This is a genomic window from Sandaracinus amylolyticus (assembly GCF_021631985.1).
GTDB lineage: Bacteria > Myxococcota_A > Polyangia > Polyangiales > Sandaracinaceae > Sandaracinus > Sandaracinus amylolyticus_A.
The window spans coordinates 7,657,987-7,674,859 of record NZ_CP070225.1 but is presented as its reverse complement, the minus strand read 5'-3'; the positions used below and the strand labels follow the sequence as shown (position 1 = coordinate 7,674,859).

The window sequence follows — 16,873 nt, the reverse complement described above, 5'->3', positions numbered from 1 at the left end:
CGCTTCCTCCGTCCGCGCGGAGGACAGCAGTCGACGTGCCACGATCACTCGAAGCGCACGGAGCGATCGGTGCGCTCACCCGGTCGGATCTCGACGCGCACCCGCTCTCGCCGCGTGCCGCCGACCTCGCGCAGCTCGAGCGAGTGCGCGCCTGCGGGGAGCTCGCGCTCGACGAGCGGGGTGCGGCCCAGCGAGCGGCCGCGCAGGAACACCTCGGCCTGCGGGATCGCGAGCAGGTTGATGCGTCCCGACGCGCGCGGCGCGGTGTCCCGCGCGCGCTCTCGCGGGGCGCGTCGCGCCGGCGTCTCGCTCGGCGCCTCGTCGATCGGCGCGCTCGGGAGCGCTTCTCCGGATGCCGGCGGCGGGGCGCTGGGCATCGGCGGCGGGACGCTCGTGGGACGCGGCTCCGCGGCGAGCGCGCGCGCCGGCGCCGGGCTCTCGCGCGGCGGGAGGATCAGCGCGATCGACACGCCCATGAGCGCGCCGATCGCGATCAGCGCGAGCGCGACGCGCCATCGCGATCGACGCCACCACGTCGTCACGAACCCGGTGGGCCGCACCTCGCTCGCATCTTGCGCGAGGGTCGCTTCGATCACCGGGGGCGCATCGTGGGGCGTGGTCTTCGCCTCCTCGAGCGACTCCGAGGAGAGGCGATCGAGCGGCATCGTCGATCGCCGTCCCTGCAGCGCGCCGGCGCGCTTGCGGATGCGATCCTCGAAGTGGGCCTCCATCCACGACGCGATCTCGGGCGCACCGAGCGGCCTGCCGCGCGCGTAGAGGTACTCCTCGAGCTCGTCGGCGAGCTGGGCCGCGGTCGCGGTGCGTCGCGACACGTCGCGCTCGAGCGCGCGCAGGACGATCGCGTCGAGCGCCTCGGGCACGTCGGGCGCGATGCTGCTCGGCCTCGCGATCTCCGACGCGATCACGTTGAGCGCGGTCGCGCCCTCGCTGTCGGCGCGGAAGAGCCGCCGCCCGCAGAGCGCTTCCCACGCGACCACGCCGAGCGCCCAGACGTCGGTGCGCCGATCGATCGGCGCGCTCTGCAGCTGCTCCGGGGACATGAACGAGATCTTCCCCTTGAGCTCGCCGGTCGTGGTGTCGGTGAGGCGGCCGCGCGCCCGCGCGATGCCGAAGTCGGTGAGCTTGGTGTGCCCGTCGTAGAGCACGATCAGGTTCTGGGGCGAGACGTCGCGATGCACGATCTCGAGCGGATGTCCCTCGGCGTCGCGCAGCTCGTGCGCCGCGTGCAGGCCGCGCGCGGCGTCGGCGAGGATGCGCGCGACGATCGCGGGCGGGAGCATTCCTCCAGCACGTGCGCCGCGGCGGATCACCGACGCGAAGGTCTCGCCGTGGAGGTACTCCATCGCGAGGTAGAGCTGCGTGCCGTCCTCGCCGAAGTCGACGACCGCGCAGACGTTCGGATGGTGCAGGCGACCGGTGAGGCGCGCCTCGTCGAGGAACATCGTCGCGAAGCGCGGCTCGCGCGCGAGGTGCGCGTGCACGACCTTGATCGCGACCGGGCGCTCGAATCCGCCGGGGCCTTCCTGGCGCGCGAGATAGACGGTCGCCATGCCGCCCTGTGCGAGGCGCTGCACGAGGCGATAACGACCGAGCGTCCGACCCTCGAGCGGGTCGAGCGCGGCCTGTGGCTGCGGCGCTACCACCCGGGCACCGAGACCGTGCCGCCGAAGCGCGCGTCCTGCGAGCCCGCATCGGTCGCGAGCACGATCGCGACGATCACCGCCGCGACCGCGAGCGCCGCGCCGCCGCCGACGAGACCGGCGATCAGCGCGTCGTCGTTCCCTTCTCGTTCGTCGGGCTCGGGCTCGTGCTCGGCGGACGCGATGCCGGGCACCAGCAGCTCGCTCGCGATCCACGCGTCGCCGCCCGCCGCGGGCGCGAGCTCGGCGCGGCACTGCACGTCGTCGCGCAGCGCGGGCAGCTCGAGATCGACGCGCGGCGGTCGCGCGCGGGTGCGCCACGTGCCTTCGCGGGTCGTGGCCGAGCACGCGAGCGAGAGCGTCGCCGAGAGCGCCGAGGGCCAGGGCGCGAGCGTCGCGTCGACGGTGCGCGTGCCGTCCTCGTGCTCCGACTGCTCGAGGCGAAGCGCGTCGCGCCCTCCGAGCTCGGCGCGCGCGGCGTCGAAGAGCGTCGAGATCTCGATCGGGCTCCCCTCGACCGGCAGCGCGTCGGGCGCGAGCGCGATCGCGGCGCGGGCGTGCCCCTCGGCCGCGGCCGCGTCGCCCAGCACGAAGCGCAGCGTGGCGAGGTGGCGGTGGGCCTCGAGCGCGTCCTGCCGCGTGGTGCCCGCGGTCGCGAGCACTCCTTCGAAGGCCTGCGCGGCGCCGGGGAAGTCGGCGGCGAGATAGGCGTCGCGCCCCGCGCTCGCGCGCTGTGCCGCGGCGGTCGACGCGAAGAGCAGCACCAGCAGCGCCGCGATCGCTCCGGCGAGCACGGGGCGTCGATGCGTTCCCCGATCTGCGCGGCGGCGCGACACGACGCGCCAGGATACCAGGGCCTGCACGAGACGCGCACGCTGCGCGCGAATCAGGGACAACCGAGGCGCGTGCGCGAGAGCGCGACGTCGTCGAGGCGGACCGTGATCGCGCCCTGCGAGCTGCCGGAGCGCGCATTGCCCACCTGCATCTCGTCGAGGCCTCCGGCGGGATGGGTGTCGTAGCCGGTGTGTGCACCGATGGGCCTGCCGTCGGCCCAGACCTCGACGCTGCCCGAGGCGTCGTGGACGACGATGCGCGCCTCGATGCACACCCAGTCGTCGAGCGGGATCGTCGCGCCTTCGATCGGCTCGTACCGATCGGACCCGGTCTGGAACGCGACGACCACGCGGCCTCCGGCCTGCACCTGCAGCGCGGTGCCCTCGTCCGAGACGCCGTCGAGATAGAGCAGCGCGATCGCCGAGAGGTCTCCGCCTTCGACGATGAAGTGGCCGCGGAACCAGAGCTCGCCGTCGTCGATCACCGGCGAGAGCCGGTACGTGTAGGCGGCCTGCGCGCTCGCCTCGGTGGTCACGCCGCGCGCCGAGCGTGCGCCGAGGTGCGCGAGGTCGCCGACGATCGTCATCGCGCTGCCGGTGCCGTCCACGCGCGTGCCCGTCCACGCCATGCGATCGGACGTCTCGAAGCCATGGCAGAAGATCACGCCGTCGAGCTCGTTGCAGACCGTGTCGGGCGGGCCGGCGTCGCTCCCCGCGTCGACCGGTCCGCCGTCGATCGGGCCGGCGTCGTCGGTGCCCGCGTCGATCGTGCCCGCGTCGTCGGTGCCCGCGTCGATCGTGCCCGCGTCGGGCATGCCCGCGTCGACGTCGCCGAGGCACGCGCCGTCGTCGCACGCGGTGCACGCCATCGCCGACACGTCCTCGAGGCGCACCACGATCGTGCCGCGCCCGCCCGCTTCGAGCTCGGCCTCGGTGCACCCTGCGGCGAGGGGCACGCACTGCGGGTCGCGCGCGACCGCGTACACGCCGTAGCGCCCGCCGCGGGTCGGGGCGAACGACGAGCGATCGCCGTCGCGACGCAGCACGCGCGTCTGGGCCTGGCCCTCGGCGGGCGCACCGCGCAGCACGTCGTCGCACCCGCCCTCGATCAGCGCGAGCTCGATCGCGTGCGTCGCCTCGCGCGTCGAGTCCTCCACGATGTCGAGCTCGATCGTGTACGAGCCGCCGGCGCAGGCGCTGACGAGGATGCAGAGCAGCGAGAGCACGAGCACACGGCGCACGGTGGCCCATCACAACGACAGCCTCGCGCCCTTGTCAACGACACTCGTTGCGCGGGTCGCGCGCCCGCTCGCTCACTCGACCGGCAGCGTCCCGACGAGCTGCGCGTCGAGCACCAGCACGCCGCCGCGCGGCCGGAGCCGCCCGTCCATCTCGAGCTCGAGCGTGAGCGCGGCGAGATCGGGCGCGAGCCCACCGAGATCGCCCACCGCGGGCAGCGGCAGCTCGAGCGCGAGGCCCGACGTCAGCGATGCGCGCAGATCGGGCCAGAGATCGAGCAGCAGCGTGCGCACCGTCTCCGGCGTGAGCAGGCGCGGGTTCGAGGGCGGCACCAGCGTCCACACCGTGATCTCCGGCGTCTCCGCGACGTCGATCGAGATCCGATTGTCGACCACGTCGACGCGCACCCCGGCGTCGATGCGCACCGCGAAGCGCGCGGGCTGGCCCTGGAAGATCAGCGCGAGCTCGAGCTGACCGACGCCGAGCACGAGATCGTCGCCCTCGTCGGCGGCGGGCGGGCGCAGCACCGGCGGCAGTCGCCCCTCGAGCCGAGCCTCGCTCACCAGCGTCGTGACCGCCTCGGGCAGCAGCGGCGTCACGTCGAGGTCGAGCAGGCCCGAGCTCCAGAGCCCGTGGAGCAGGCCGTTGAGCAGCTCGAGCCGCACGCCGAGCGCGATCGATCCGTCGCGGAAGAACGCGGGTGTCATCGCGCTCGCGTCGAGCTGCGCGACGCCGCGGGTCTCGGGGTGGATGCTCGCGACGTCGGTGCCGATCGACGTGCGCAGCATCGCGAGCATCTCGCGCTCGTAGGTGGTGTCGAGCGCGCGCATGCCGCCGTCGATCGAGATCGTGATCGGCGGGAAGGGCGCGCTGTCGAGCGAGAAGCTCTGTCCCGCGAGCGCGCCGTCGATCGCGGAGAGCGCGTCGCGCAGCACCGCGGGCACGCTCGACGCGACGGTCTCCTGCACCGCGTCGCCCAGCGTGTCCTCGAGGGTGCGCCGCAGGACGCCCTCGGCGAGCAGGAACACCGCGTCGGTCTCGTCGCTCGTGAAGTCGCCGGTCGCGCTCTCGATCGCGACCTCCAGCTCGCCCATCTCGACGACGATCTCCGCGTCCTCGCCGTCCTTGCGCACCGTGAGCCGCGCGTGCGCGACCGCGCTCGCGCGCAGCACGCCCTCGAGCGAGAGCGACTCGCCTTCGACGGTGAGCGCGCCGCTGGTCGCGGCCTCGATCGCGCCGATGCGCAGGAAGAGATCGACGCCCTCGTCGGTGAGCGCGAGCTCGGCGCGGGGATCGCCGAGCGTGACGTCGGTGACCCGCAGCGTGAAGGTCGGCGGCGAGTCGATCACGGGATCGGGCACCAGCGAGGACACGTCGAGCCGCGTGACCACGAGCTCGAGCAGGTCCGCGAGATCGCGGGTGAGGATCGGCGAGGTGGTCGCGTCGAGCGCGAGCCCGTCGTCGAAGAACGCGCTCCCGAGGCGCAGCACGAGGCCGTCGCTCAGCGTGAGCGCGGGGAGGCCGTCCTCGCCCGTCGCGGGCAGGAACCCGGGCGCCCAGAGCACGTCCATCTCGACGTGCGAGACCTCGGTGAGCCCGTCCGATGCGTCGACCGCGAGGTGGGTCACGCCGAACGTCGCGGGCACCGTCGTCTCGAACGCGCCCACGTCGTCGGGCGTCACGCCGACGCCGTTCACGTAGACGCGCACCACGCTGCGATCGGCGACCGAGCCGCGCACCACGATGCCGCTCGGATCGTCGAGCTCGGCGCCCGGCGTCGGGGTCTCGAGCTCGAGCGCGGGCATGCCGTCGTCGACGCGCAGCACGATCGACCCGCAGAGCGTCGGCTCGTCACCCTCGCGCGCCGGCGCGACGCACCCGGTGAACGTCGTCGCGCCCGCCGTGGTCAGCGTGAAGCGCGCACGACGGGGATCGGTCTCGGGCGCGCCCGCGCTCACCGAGCTCGCGGGCGACGCGGTCCACACCAGCGTGGGGTCCTCGATCTCCGTGCCCGTCGCGTCGCTCACGGTCGCGGCCAGCACGACCTCCTGATCGCTGTGGAACCAGAGGCGCGCCGGCTCGGCGCGCACCGTGATCGTCGCGGGCACCCGCGGCGGCGGCCCGTCGTCGCACGCGCCGAGCGCCAGCGCGAGGAGCGCGATCGCGATCGATTTCGATCTCGTATCAATCGACGTCATCGATATCACCGGACCGCGAAGCCGCCGCGCAGCACGAAGTGCGGGGGCTGGGTTGCGAGGGTGGGCGAGGTGATGCCGAGCTGCGCGCCCGCGGGGAGCCCGTAGGTCGCGAGCGACGCCGGCAGCGTGAAGCTCGGGATCGGGATCGCGGGCAGCGCATCGGTGAGCGCCGAGCTCACGACGCGCTGGAGCAGGCGACCGAGGAAGCGCTCGATCGTGTCGCGGGTGCGCGCATCGAGGCTCGTCAGCTCGGTGCTGAAGAAGAGCTCGTCGATGCGGAAGTCGGAGAACGAGAGGTCCTGGCCCGCGAGCGCGACCGCCATGGACGCGCGCGCGCCGAGCGTGACCATCACCGGCTCGGAGAAGAGCTCGGGATAGGTCAGCTCCATCGTGATCGCGCCGAGCTGCAGCTCCGCGCGTCCGTCGCCGCGCAGCACGAGCACCGGCGGCAGCGCGGTCGACATCGTCGCGCTCACGCCCTCGGGCAGGCCTCCCAGCGTGCCGGCGCCGAGCGTCGCGTCGAAGAACCCGCCGCGCCACAGCGCGTGGAGCGCCTGGGTGAGCACCGCCTCGTGCACCGCGACCGTGGCTGCGCTCGAGCCCGATGCGTCGAGCAGGCGCGCGCCCTGCTGCACCGGCGCACCGAGCGTCGGGCGCGCGTGCGCGGCCGGCGCGGTGAAGCGAGTGCCGATCCCGAAGAGCATGCGCGACGAGTTGCTCCCGAGGCTCGAGAACCCGACGCCGAACGAGAGCGGGATCGCACCGCTGCCATCGAGGCGCGGCACCGAGAACGACGAGCCGAGCGACGAGATGTCGAGCCCGCCGATCACTCCGTCGAGGATCCCGTCGAAGTTGTTGGTCACCCAGTCGCGCAGCACGCCCGCGATCAGGTTGCGCACCGTGCCGTTGAAGAGGCTCGCGACGATGTCGACGATCGCGCCCGAGAGACCGCTGAAGTCGGTCGAGATCGAGCCCATCGTGACGTTCACCGATCCCGGCCGCACCGTGACGCGAGGGCGCCCGCCCGAGAGCGTGGTGTCGAAGATCACCGAGATGTCGGCGGATCGGAAGGTGACCCAGCCGGTCGTGTCGAGGGTGCCCGAGATGCGCACGCGCGCGCGCAGGTTCTCGATGCGCACGTTCGCGCGCAGGCCACCGTCGACCACCGTGAGCGACGCGCTGTTCGGCCCGTTGATCTCGCTGTCGAGATAGTTGACCTCGGTGGTCAGCACGCAGAAGCCCGCCACGCGCTGATCGCACGACCGCGGCTTGAGCGGGTTCGCCGCGAGCAACGAGCTGTGCAGCGTGTCGCGCAGGCCGCGGCTGTTGAGCACCGTGTGCAGGATGTCGGCGAGCGAGTCGAGCCCGTCGCTGCGCGACCCATCGTCGAACGCCTCCTGCGCGAGGCGCAGCGCGAGCGTGTCGGAGAGCGTGTCGGTGTCGGGCGCCCACACGTTCGCGACGAGGAACGCGCAGGTGCGGCTCGCCTCGCGACCGCTGCCGTCGACCGCGGAGAGGTCGACGAAGTTGATGCCGTAGCGCGACGTGAGCTGCGTGGTGAACGTGCCGTCGGCCTCGACCGGGACCACGGTGCCGCCCACGCGCAGCTCGTTCACGCCGGTGAGATCGCTGACCGAGCCGCGGAACGTGATCGGCGAGCCCGGGGCGATGTCGAGGATCGCGCCGTCGAGCGGCGCATCGCAGCCGATCGCGGGGCCGTTGCCGTCGACGACGATCTCGGTCTGCGCGGTGAGCACGACGTCGTCCTGGGTCGGCGGATCGACGGTCGCGGTGACGGTGTAGCGGCCATCGGCGAGGTAGCGGAAGCGCGCGTCGCCGAGCGTCTGTCCCTCGGGCGCGCTCACCGTCGGCACGCGCGCGTCGGTGATCGTGTTGCCGAAACGATCGGCGACGAGGCGCTCGATCGCGATCACCTGGCCGATCGCGTACACGGCCTGCTCGGGCACCCGCGAGACCAGCAGCGACGCGGGCAGCGCGGGCACGACCTCGAGCTCCGCGCCGCGGCTCGTCGCGCCGTCGAGTTCGCAGTGCACGTCGAAGCGACCGGCGCGCTGGAACGTGCCGGTCGTGCCCTCGAACGTGTTGGTCTCGCTCGCGGGATCGGCGCGCAGCGCCGGCGTCGCGTCGAGCACGACGTTGCCGTACGCGTCGAACACCTCGCAGGTCGTCTCGAACGACTCGCCCGCGGTGATCGAGTCGGGCGTCACGCGCGCCACGACGCTCGCGGGCGCGCCGGGCACGACCTCGACGATCGCGGGCACGTCGTCGATCACGCCGAGCGAGGGCACGCTGCACGCGACCTCGAGCGAGCCCGCGCGGGTCGCGATCCACGAGCCGTCGTCCTGCCGCGCGACCGAGCTCTCGGGCACGAAGCGCAGCGCCGGCGTCGTGTCCGCCGGGAGCGAGAACGTCTCGCCCGCCGCGTCGACGAGCACGCAGGTGATCGCGAGCATCTGCCCTGCGATCACCTGCGCGGGCGCGACCGTCTCCACGCCCGCTGCGACGAGTGGGACCGACGCATCGTCGCTCCCTCCGCGTGGACCCTCACCACAGCCGGGCGCGGCGATCGCGAGGACGACGAAGAGCGTCCCCGTGCACACCGCTGACCACGACGACGGAACGAACGGCCTCCGTGCTCGCATCGACTCCTCTGTGCTGCAGCGAGTGTATCGAAGAACGGAATGGAATTGTCCGACGCCACGGCTCGTGGGGGTGGACGCGACGCGCTGGGACACCGAACATCGCGCTCGTGCGCTCCGACCTGCCCGACCTCACGCCCCCACCGATCGTCCTCGTCGATCGTCCCGAGGCGAGCCTCGTCCAGCTCGGCGGCGCGCTGGTGTCGATCCGGCGCTCGCCACTGCGTGGCGCGCGGCTCGTCGAGGCGGGGCGCGCGATCGAGCGTGCTGCGAGCGCGAGCCCCCGAGGTCTCGTGCTGCTGACCGCGTTCCGGCTCTCGCGCGGTCATCCGATCGAGCCCGGCTTCGACGCGAATGCGCGCGAGCTCGCGGAGACGCTGCGCGCGGTCGAGCGGTTGCTGGTCGCGAACGCGGTGCTGATCGAGTTCGACGGGATGCTCGCGACCGCGACGCGCGCCCTCGTCCGCACGGTGTGGACGCTCGTGCGCCCGCGGGCCGCGATGGGGCAGTTCGTCCGACTGAGCGACGCGATCACGTGGCTGCTCCCGCACGCGCGATCGATCGGCGCGACCGACGATCCCGCGGCGTACGTGCGGCTCTATCGCGACGCCGAGCGGAGGCTCGAAGATCACGACGCTGCCCAGTGGGCGCGCTCGGGATGAGGCTCCGTGATCGATTTGACCGAGCCGCGCCTCGCGCGCAGGCTCGCGACTTCATGCAGGGCGACTGCTCGCTGGCCGATCCCGCGGCGCGCGCGATGCGCGCGTGGTGGCGCTCGACCTGAGCGGCGCCCGATCACGCAGAGACTTCACGTGACAAGGAGGCGCCCTCGGTGGGCCTCCTCGCGTGATGGACACGTGTCGGGCCCGGGCTCGAGGGCCGACGACATGAGACAGCACGAATCGAGAGACCGCTACACCTTCGGCGACACCGACGTCGCCGCGCACCGACTGCGACTGCTCGCCGCCGTGTACGAGCCGAGCTCGCGCGCGTGGATCACGGCGCGCGCAGGGCACCTGCGCGACGCACGGGTGATCGATCTCGGATGTGGCCCCGGGCACACGACGCGGATGCTCCGAGACGTGCTCGCGCCCGCATCGTTGCTCGGGCTCGACGCGTCGGCGCGCTACGTGCGCACCGCGCGCGACGCGATGCTCGAGGGCGCGCGCTTCGAGGTGCACGACGTGACCACGACGCTGCCCGAGCGCGACGCGGACCTGCTCTACTGCCGCTTCTTGCTCACCCATCTCGGCGATCCGCGGGGCGCGCTCGACGTGTGGTACGACGCGGCGCGCGAGGGCGGCGTGCTGCTGGTCGAAGAGGTCGAGGAGCTGCGCGCGACCGACCCGACGCTGCGCCGCTACTACGAGATCGTCGCGGCGATGCAGGCGCACCATCACCAGGCGCTGCAGGTCGGACGGCTGCTCGACGCAGCCGCGGGCGCGACGCGGTGGACGATCGCGCGCTCCGAGACCGCGACGATCGCGCTGCCCGCGTCGCGCATGGCGATGCTGCACCACCTCAACCTCGCGACCTGGGGCGAGGCCGAGATCGCGCGGGGCGCGTGTGACGCGCGCGAGGTCGCGGAGATCGGCGCGCGCCTGCGCGCGATCGCCGAGGACGATCGCGGCCTGATCGTCGAGTGCGAGATGCGGCGGATGGAGCTTCGTCGCGGCGCGCGATAACGTCTCGCGCTCATGGCGCGCATCCTCCTCGTCGACGACGACCGCGAGCTGCTCGACGTGCTCGCGCTGGCGCTCTCCGACGCGGGCCACACGATCGACACCGCGCGCGAAGGGCGCGAGGCCGATCGCCGGCTCGCCGAGGGGAGCGCGGAGCTCGTCGTGTGCGACGTGAACCTGCCGGGCATCGACGGGTTCACGCTGGTGAAGCGGTGGCGCGATCGCGGGGTCACCACGCCGATCCTGCTGCTCACGTCGCGCGACTCCGAGATCGACGAGGCGCTCGGGCTCGAGCTCGGCGCCGACGACTACATGACCAAGCCGATGCGCGTGCGCGTCCTGCTCGCGCGCATCGCCGCGCTGCTGCGGCGCGAGCAGCGCCGCGCCGAGAGCGAGCCCGGCGCGACCCCGGTGCTGGCGCACGGGCACGTCTCGCTCGATCGCGAGCGCCTCGAGCTGCGCTATCGCGGCACGCTCGTCACCACGACGCTGAGCGAGCTGCGTTTGATCGAGGCGATGGTCGAGCGGCCCGGCATCGTGCTCTCCCGCGCGCGCCTGCTCGAGCACGTGCGGGGCGACGACTCGGTGGTCGACGATCGGCTGATCGATACCTACGTGCGCCGGATGCGCCGCAAGCTCGAGGCGATCGAGCCCGCGTTCGATCGCATCGAGACCGTGACCGGCGCCGGCTACCGATGGCGCGTCTGACCGGCGCGCGCGGGCGCCGCTCGCTGAGCGAGCGCGTGCTCACCGCGGGCGTGCTGCTCTTCCTCGCGCCGCTCGCATTCGTCGTGGCGAGCGCGTCGGTCGAGGACGCGCTCGCGCGCAGCACCGAGCAGCGCGTGGAGGCGTGCGCGCGGGTGGTCGCGCAGGCGTGGCGCGAGGGCACGCCGCTCGGGAGTGCCGCGGAGTCGTCGTGCCGGCGTCATCACCTCCGGGTGCGCGTCGTCGAAGGGCACTCGGTGCACGAGGTCGCGGATCATCTCGTGTCGACGAGCTTCGACGATCTCGTCGGTGACGTCTTCTACGGGCCGGAGCGCAGCGACGCGCTGCGCACGCTGGAGCGCACGTGGGCCCCGCTCCCCGAGCGCGCCGAGACCCGCGGCGCGCTGGAGGTGGGCGACGGCATGGTGTGCACGCTGCGAGCCGACGCGAACCTGCGCGTCTGCAGCGGGGCGCTCCGTGCGACGCGCACCTCCGACGGCGCGAGCGCGGTGGTGCACGTGATGGGCAGCTCGCGCAGCGCGCGCGTCTCGCGGTACGCGCAGCGGCGCGAGCTCGCGGGCATGCTCGCGTTCGGCGCGGTGCTCGCGGTCGCGCTGGTCGCGTGGCTGCTGCGCCGGGTGACCGGCACCGTGCGCGACCTGGCGCGCGACGTGGAGTCGCTCGCGGGATTGCGCGACGGACGGCTCGACGAAGAGCGCCCCCGCGAGCTCGCCGAGGTCGCCGCCGCGTTCAATCACCTCCGCGACACGCTCGCGCGCGCCGATGCGCAGAACGAAGCATTCCTCGCCGATCTCGCCCACGAGATGAAGAACCCGGTCGCCGCGATCGCCGCGGCGGCGGAGTCGCTCGAGAGCCCGTCGAGCGCCGATCCCGAGCGGCGCGCGCGCCTCGCGCGATCGATCACCAGCAGCGCGGGTCGCCTCGATCGATTGATCGGACAGTTCCTCGAGCTCGCGCGCGCCGAGGCGGGCCTTCCGCGCGACGAGCGGGAGCGCGTCGATCTCGTCGCGCTCGCGCACGGCGTCGCGAGCACCACGAGCGTGCCCGACGATCGCCGCCTCGTGGTCGACGCCGAGGGCGTGCTCGAGGTCGACGGAGTCCCGGCGCGCCTCGAGTCCGCGCTGCGGAACCTCGTCGACAACGCGATCGCGTTCGCGCGCCACGAGGTGCGCGTGCGGGTCGCGCCGCTCGTGGTGGAGGTGCACGACGACGGCGCCGGCATCGCCGAGGACGATCTCCCGCGCGTCTTCGATCGCTTCTACACCGCGCGCCAGGACGGTCGCGGCACCGGGCTCGGGCTCGCGATCGTGCGCGCGATCGTCGAGGCCCACGGGGGCACCGTGGAGGTGCGCTCGCGCGCCGAGGAAGGCACGACCTTCACGATCCGCTTCGCGGCGCGCTGATTCACACGCGTTTCACATCGCGCTCCGCCGCGCGTCCGCATCGCTCCGCCAGGTTGGGTGGCGATGACGACGACCGAGCTCGCCCCGCCCGCGCCCGACGTGCTGCGCGCGATGACGCTCGACATCGTGCACGGCCTCCACACGCTCGATCACGACACGCCGACCTACACCGACCTCGGCCTGCGACTCCGCCTCGACTGTCTCTTCGGCGGGGTCTTGGAAGACCCCGCCCCCGCCCGGCAAAGCCGGATCGGGACCCCCCTCCCCAAGCGCTGCGCGCGGGGCCCCAGCCCCGCTTGCGACTGCTCGCCTCGCCCGAGCTCGAGATCGCGCTGCACCGCGTGATGCCGCCGGGTCTCTCCGATCACCGCGCGATCGTCGCCGACGTCCGCGTGCGCACCACCGAAGGAAGGAGCCTCGATCGATGAAGCCGCTGATCCATCTCTTCCACCTCTCGACCGGCGGCGTGCTCGCGGAGGAGGACCAGACTCCCGCACGGCGCGCGCAGCTCGCGATCCTCGCGATCGCGACGTCGCTCGCGATGGCGGCGATCTGGGGCATCGCGGCGGGCAGCAGCGTACCGTCGCTCGCCGCGCACAACGCCTACAAGCTGCCGCTGATGCTGGTGCTCGCCGCGATCGGCGCGGTGCCGGTCGGCATGCTCGCGTGGAAGATCGTGGGGGTGCGCCAGAAGGCGCGCGAGCTCCTCCACGGCTACGCGCTCAGCGTGTTCCTCGGGTGCGCGGTCCTGCTCGTGCTCGCACCGCTCGTCGCGCTCTATTACCTGTCGAGCACCGCGGCGGGCCCGCTCTTCGCGATGGGCACGGTGCTGCTCGGGCTGCTCGTGGGATGCGCGACGTTCGTGCGCGTGGTGCGCTCGCGGCTGCGCGAGGACGCGCGCGACGACGAGCCCTCGGACTGGCGTCCCGTCGTGCCGGGCGTGGTGTTGATGCTCGCGTTCGTCGCCACGCTCTGGCAGGTCGTCGCGCTCTTCGCGCCGATCTTCCCCGAGAGCACGCCCTTCCGCGGAGGCATCGACGATGCGCTCGTGCTTCCCTGAGCTCTCCGGAGCTCCACGGCTCGCTGCGCAGCCAGCTCCCGTCCGTGCCCGAGGCGGGCACTCCCGTCCGCCGTCTGCTTCGCGAGCACTCCTGGTCGTGACCGGAGCTCCACGGCTCGCTGCGCAGCCCGCTCCCGTCCGTGCCCGAGGCGGGCACTCCCGTCCGCCGTCTGCTTCGCGAGCACTCCTGGTCGTGACCGGAGCTCAACGGCTCGCTGCGCAGCCTGCTCCCGTCCGTGCCCGAGGCGGGCACTCCCGTCCGCCGTCTGCTTCGCGAGCACTCCTGGTCGTGACCGGAATTCTGGCACTCGGTGCCATGTTCCGTGCGAGCCCGGCGAGCGCGCAGGTCTGTCATCGCGGCGACGTCGACGCCGACGCGATCACCTGGCGCACCACGATGGTCGGCAGCGCGCCGCTGGTGGGCCCGCTGCCGCCCGATCTGAGCGTGGTGTCGATCGAGGGCGGCGCGCTCTCGCGGGGACGTGATCGCATCGACGCGACCGCGGGCGCGCCCGAGGTCGTGTTGGTCACGCGCCAGTCGATCGACACCCACGACCCGACGGTGGTGCTGCGACCTCCGCTCGTGACGTCGGCGCAGCGCATCGTCCTCGCGTCGCACGAAGGAGGACGCATCTCGTTCGCGCCCACGCTCGAGGGACCGATCGAGCGGCACGTCGGGCATCACCGCTCGAGCGGCATCGACGACCCGACTCGCGCGCACCTCGATGCGTGGTGCGGCCCGCGCGATCGCGACGTGCCGACGTACCTGCGCGCGCTCTCGTGGGACGACGTGCGCGGTGAGCTCGTGCGCGCCGAGGCGCGACGCGGATCGCTGCTCTGGATCGGGTGGCTCGTGCTCGCGGTCGGCGCGATCGCGGGCGCGATCGGATACCGCAGGCTCGCGGCGCGCGCGCAGGTCGAGCGCGCGGACGCGGTGATCGAGAGCCGTTTTCGGACGCTCGCGCAGGAGGAGGGCCACGATCGCGGCTCACCGCCCGGCGCTTCGCACGATGCTCGGCGTGTCTAGGAGTCGCTCGGTCGTCTCGGTGAGCGAGACGGGGGGGGACTTCGATGGAGATGACGAGGACGATCACGCTCGCGCTGGCGCTGTGCGGCGCGCTCCTGGTGGGCTGCGGTGACGACGACGGCGACGACGGCGATCGCGATTCGGGCGTTCGTACGGACTCGGGTGCCGGGATGATGGACGCGGGCGGCGGCACCGACGCCGGCGGCGGGACCGACGGTGGCGGCGGTGCCGATGCGGGAGGTGACGCGGGCGAAGGGGACGCGGGCGAGGAAGCCCCGACGTTCACGATGATCTTCGACACCGTGATCGACGACACCTGCGCGACCACCGCGGCGTGCCACCAGGGCGCTGCGGCCGCGTCGGGGCTCGACATGAGCACGCGCGACACCGCGTACGCGAACCTCGTCGACGTCGACGCGGCCGGACCGGCGTGCGGCGCGACCGACCTGGTGCGCGTGGTGCCCGGCAACGCCGAGGAGAGCCTGCTCTACATCAAGATCTCCGAGGCGACCCCGGACTGCGGCTCGCGCATGCCGCTCGGAGGAACCCCGCTCGACGCCGAGGTGATCGAGGCGGTCGAGGCGTGGATCGAAGCGGGCGCGATGGACAACTGACGCGCGCCGGACGGCGGCCTCTCGCGCGCGCGAGGCCGCCGTTCGTTCGTCTCACCGCACCACGATCGCGTCCCACGCCTCGACGTGGCCGGGACCGGCGTTGCCCTGATCGCAGCTCGGCACGACGAGGCGCGTGCCGATCGCGAGCGGCACTGCGTAGCGCTGTCCGGGCCCGTCGAGCGCGACGCTCTCGGCGAGCGCGCCGTCGCGCGCCCGCACGAGGTGGAGCACGCCGGGCTCGCTGCCGAGCCGTCCTTGCTCGACGATCGCGACGTGATCTTCGCCCTCGATCGTCACGAGGCGCAGCCCCGAGGGATGACGGCGGAAGCGCTCGCGCGCCTCCTGGGTCTCGAGGCTCGGCCACGACCATGCGGGCTCGAGGTGCGCGCCGGCTTCGTCCTCGATCACCCGCAGCGCGACGAGCCCGGCGGGATGCACCGCATCGGGCATGAAGGTCGCGATGACGGCGAGCGGCGTTCCGTCGACCTCGGCGATCAGCGGCTGGGTCACCATCATGCCTGCCCAGTTCGCGTCGCAGGGCACGCCGCCGGCGCCGCATGCCTCGACGATCTGCACGCGATCGTGGAGCGTGCCGAGGTGCTCGTCGTCGAGCAGGTACACGCCGCCGTCCTTCGCGGGCAGCACGTGCACCACGCGCCCCGACGCGAGCTCGACGGGCGCCGGCGTGTTCGCGCCGAGGTCCCAGTCGAGCGCGGCGTAGCACTCGAAGAACGTGAGCCCCTCGCAGCCCGGCGCATCGAACGGTGGATCGTCGGGCAAGAGGCGCGGCACGAAGAGGTCCTCGCACGACGCGATGCACGCGGGCGCGGGATCGAGCACGTCGAAGGCCTCGCACACGCTCGCGTCGCACTGCGGATCGAACGCGAGGCCCGGTCCGCGCACCCGCATCAACGTGTGCGCGTAGGAGCGCGTCGCGAGGTCGAGCGCACCGTTTCCGGTCGGCACGATCAGCGCGAACCCGCGCTCGTCGTCGGGCACCAGGAGCGGGCCCGCGGGCGACCACACACCGCCGCCGCAGATCATGTCGTCGGAGCCGCTCTCGCCCTCGACACCGCACTCGTTGCTCGGGCTCGTGAGCAGCACCGACGCGATCGCGCGCTCCGCGCCCTCGGCGCGCCACGCGTCGAGATCGAGCTCGAAGATCCATCCGTGCCAGGGCTGGATGTCGCGCGCGTTGCCGAACGAGACGTAGACGAGCCCGAGCTCGCGATCGGGCGTCGTCGCGTGCACGAGGCGCGAGCGCGAGAGCGCGTTGCTCGCACGGAAGAGCACGTCGCCCGAGCCGTCCGCGGCGGGCTGCGAGCCGGCGAGCGTCACGATCGGGAACGCGGGATCGAGCTCGCCGCGCACCAGATCGATCACCGCGACGTGGTGCGCGCTGCGCGGCCCCGCCGCGGGATCGCGCGCCGCGGCGTCGACCACCTGCCAGGTGAGCACCAGGCGATCGCCGACGATCACCGGCGTCGCGATCACGTGCGCGAGCTGTCCTTCGGGCTCGGGCAGCGCGAGGTCCCACACGATCGTTCCGTCGTCGGGATCGAGCGCGACCACGCGACCATCGCCCGTGCTCACGATCACGTGATCGCCGTGCGCGAGCGGCGAGGCGAGCACGCACCCCGCGAAAGTCTCGCTCTGCCAGGCGCGCGCGAGCGTGACGTCGCCGGGCACCGGCGGTGCTGGCTCGGGCTCGCAGCCGAGCGAGAGGAAGAGAGAGAGCGGGAGCAGCAGACGGCGCATGCGCGCGCGATT

General features: G+C 73.1%; 14 protein-coding genes. 8 read left to right on the top strand and 6 right to left on the bottom strand.

The genetic code is table 11. The features are described from left to right. Window positions 1-44 precede the first annotated feature (44 nt). From I5071_RS32415 to I5071_RS32395, 5 genes are all read right to left on the bottom strand, one after another. On the bottom strand, window positions 45-1,664 hold the full coding sequence (locus I5071_RS32415) for a serine/threonine-protein kinase (RefSeq protein WP_236517138.1): 1,620 nt from the start codon (window positions 1,662-1,664) through the stop codon (window positions 45-47). Then, entirely contained in the window at window positions 1,658-2,455 is a 798-nt protein-coding gene (locus I5071_RS32410; protein ID WP_236517137.1) for a hypothetical protein, read from the bottom strand. The genes I5071_RS32415 and I5071_RS32410 overlap by 7 nt, the downstream gene beginning before the upstream one ends. A gap of 92 nt (window positions 2,456-2,547) precedes the next feature. Continuing rightward, on the bottom strand, window positions 2,548-3,735 hold the full coding sequence (locus I5071_RS32405; protein ID WP_236517136.1) for a polysaccharide lyase: 1,188 nt from the start codon (window positions 3,733-3,735) through the stop codon (window positions 2,548-2,550). 72 nt (window positions 3,736-3,807) lie between these two features. Beyond that, a complete protein-coding gene (locus tag I5071_RS32400) occupies window positions 3,808-5,931 on the bottom strand; it encodes a hypothetical protein (protein WP_236517135.1) in 2,124 nt (707 codons plus the stop codon). Between the two features lie 5 nt (window positions 5,932-5,936). Continuing rightward, window positions 5,937-8,594: a hypothetical protein gene (locus tag I5071_RS32395; RefSeq protein WP_236517134.1), complete on the bottom strand. Its 2,658-nt coding sequence runs from the start codon at window positions 8,592-8,594 to the stop codon at window positions 5,937-5,939. Window positions 8,595-8,701: 107 nt separating this feature from the next. Between I5071_RS32395 and I5071_RS32390 the strand changes: the two genes are divergently transcribed. The 8 genes from I5071_RS32390 to I5071_RS32360 all read left to right on the top strand — a co-directional run bounded on the left by I5071_RS32390 (window position 8,702) and on the right by I5071_RS32360 (window position 15,103). After that, a complete protein-coding gene (locus I5071_RS32390; RefSeq protein ID WP_236517133.1) occupies window positions 8,702-9,253 on the top strand; it encodes a hypothetical protein in 552 nt (183 codons plus the stop codon). A gap of 225 nt (window positions 9,254-9,478) precedes the next feature. Beyond that, window positions 9,479-10,276, top strand: coding sequence for a class I SAM-dependent methyltransferase (locus tag I5071_RS32385; protein WP_236517132.1), 798 nt, complete (start codon window positions 9,479-9,481; stop codon window positions 10,274-10,276). Window positions 10,277-10,288: 12 nt separating this feature from the next. Beyond that, window positions 10,289-10,981 carry a response regulator transcription factor gene (locus I5071_RS32380; protein ID WP_236517131.1) on the top strand — a complete coding sequence of 231 codons (693 nt, stop codon included), beginning with the start codon at window positions 10,289-10,291 and terminating at the stop codon, window positions 10,979-10,981. Next, a complete protein-coding gene (locus I5071_RS32375; protein WP_236517130.1) occupies window positions 10,969-12,402 on the top strand; it encodes a sensor histidine kinase in 1,434 nt (477 codons plus the stop codon). The genes I5071_RS32380 and I5071_RS32375 overlap by 13 nt, the downstream gene beginning before the upstream one ends. Before the next feature lie 296 nt (window positions 12,403-12,698). Further along, complete coding sequence (locus I5071_RS46700) at window positions 12,699-12,830, top strand: hypothetical protein (RefSeq protein ID WP_268921169.1); 132 nt, start codon at window positions 12,699-12,701, stop codon at window positions 12,828-12,830. Beyond that, window positions 12,827-13,462, top strand: coding sequence for a hypothetical protein (locus tag I5071_RS32370; protein ID WP_236517129.1), 636 nt, complete (start codon window positions 12,827-12,829; stop codon window positions 13,460-13,462). The genes I5071_RS46700 and I5071_RS32370 overlap by 4 nt, the downstream gene beginning before the upstream one ends. Before the next feature lie 316 nt (window positions 13,463-13,778). Next, on the top strand, window positions 13,779-14,489 hold the full coding sequence (locus tag I5071_RS32365) for a hypothetical protein (RefSeq protein ID WP_236517128.1): 711 nt from the start codon (window positions 13,779-13,781) through the stop codon (window positions 14,487-14,489). 50 nt (window positions 14,490-14,539) lie between these two features. Then, complete coding sequence (locus I5071_RS32360) at window positions 14,540-15,103, top strand: hypothetical protein (protein WP_236517127.1); 564 nt, start codon at window positions 14,540-14,542, stop codon at window positions 15,101-15,103. Window positions 15,104-15,154: 51 nt separating this feature from the next. Here the strand turns inward: I5071_RS32360 and I5071_RS32355 are convergent, their stop codons facing one another. After that, the gene (locus I5071_RS32355) at window positions 15,155-16,861 is read right to left on the bottom strand and encodes a PQQ-binding-like beta-propeller repeat protein (protein WP_236517126.1); all 1,707 of its coding nucleotides are present in this window, start codon (window positions 16,859-16,861) and stop codon (window positions 15,155-15,157) included. Between the last annotated feature and the right edge of the window lie 12 nt (window positions 16,862-16,873).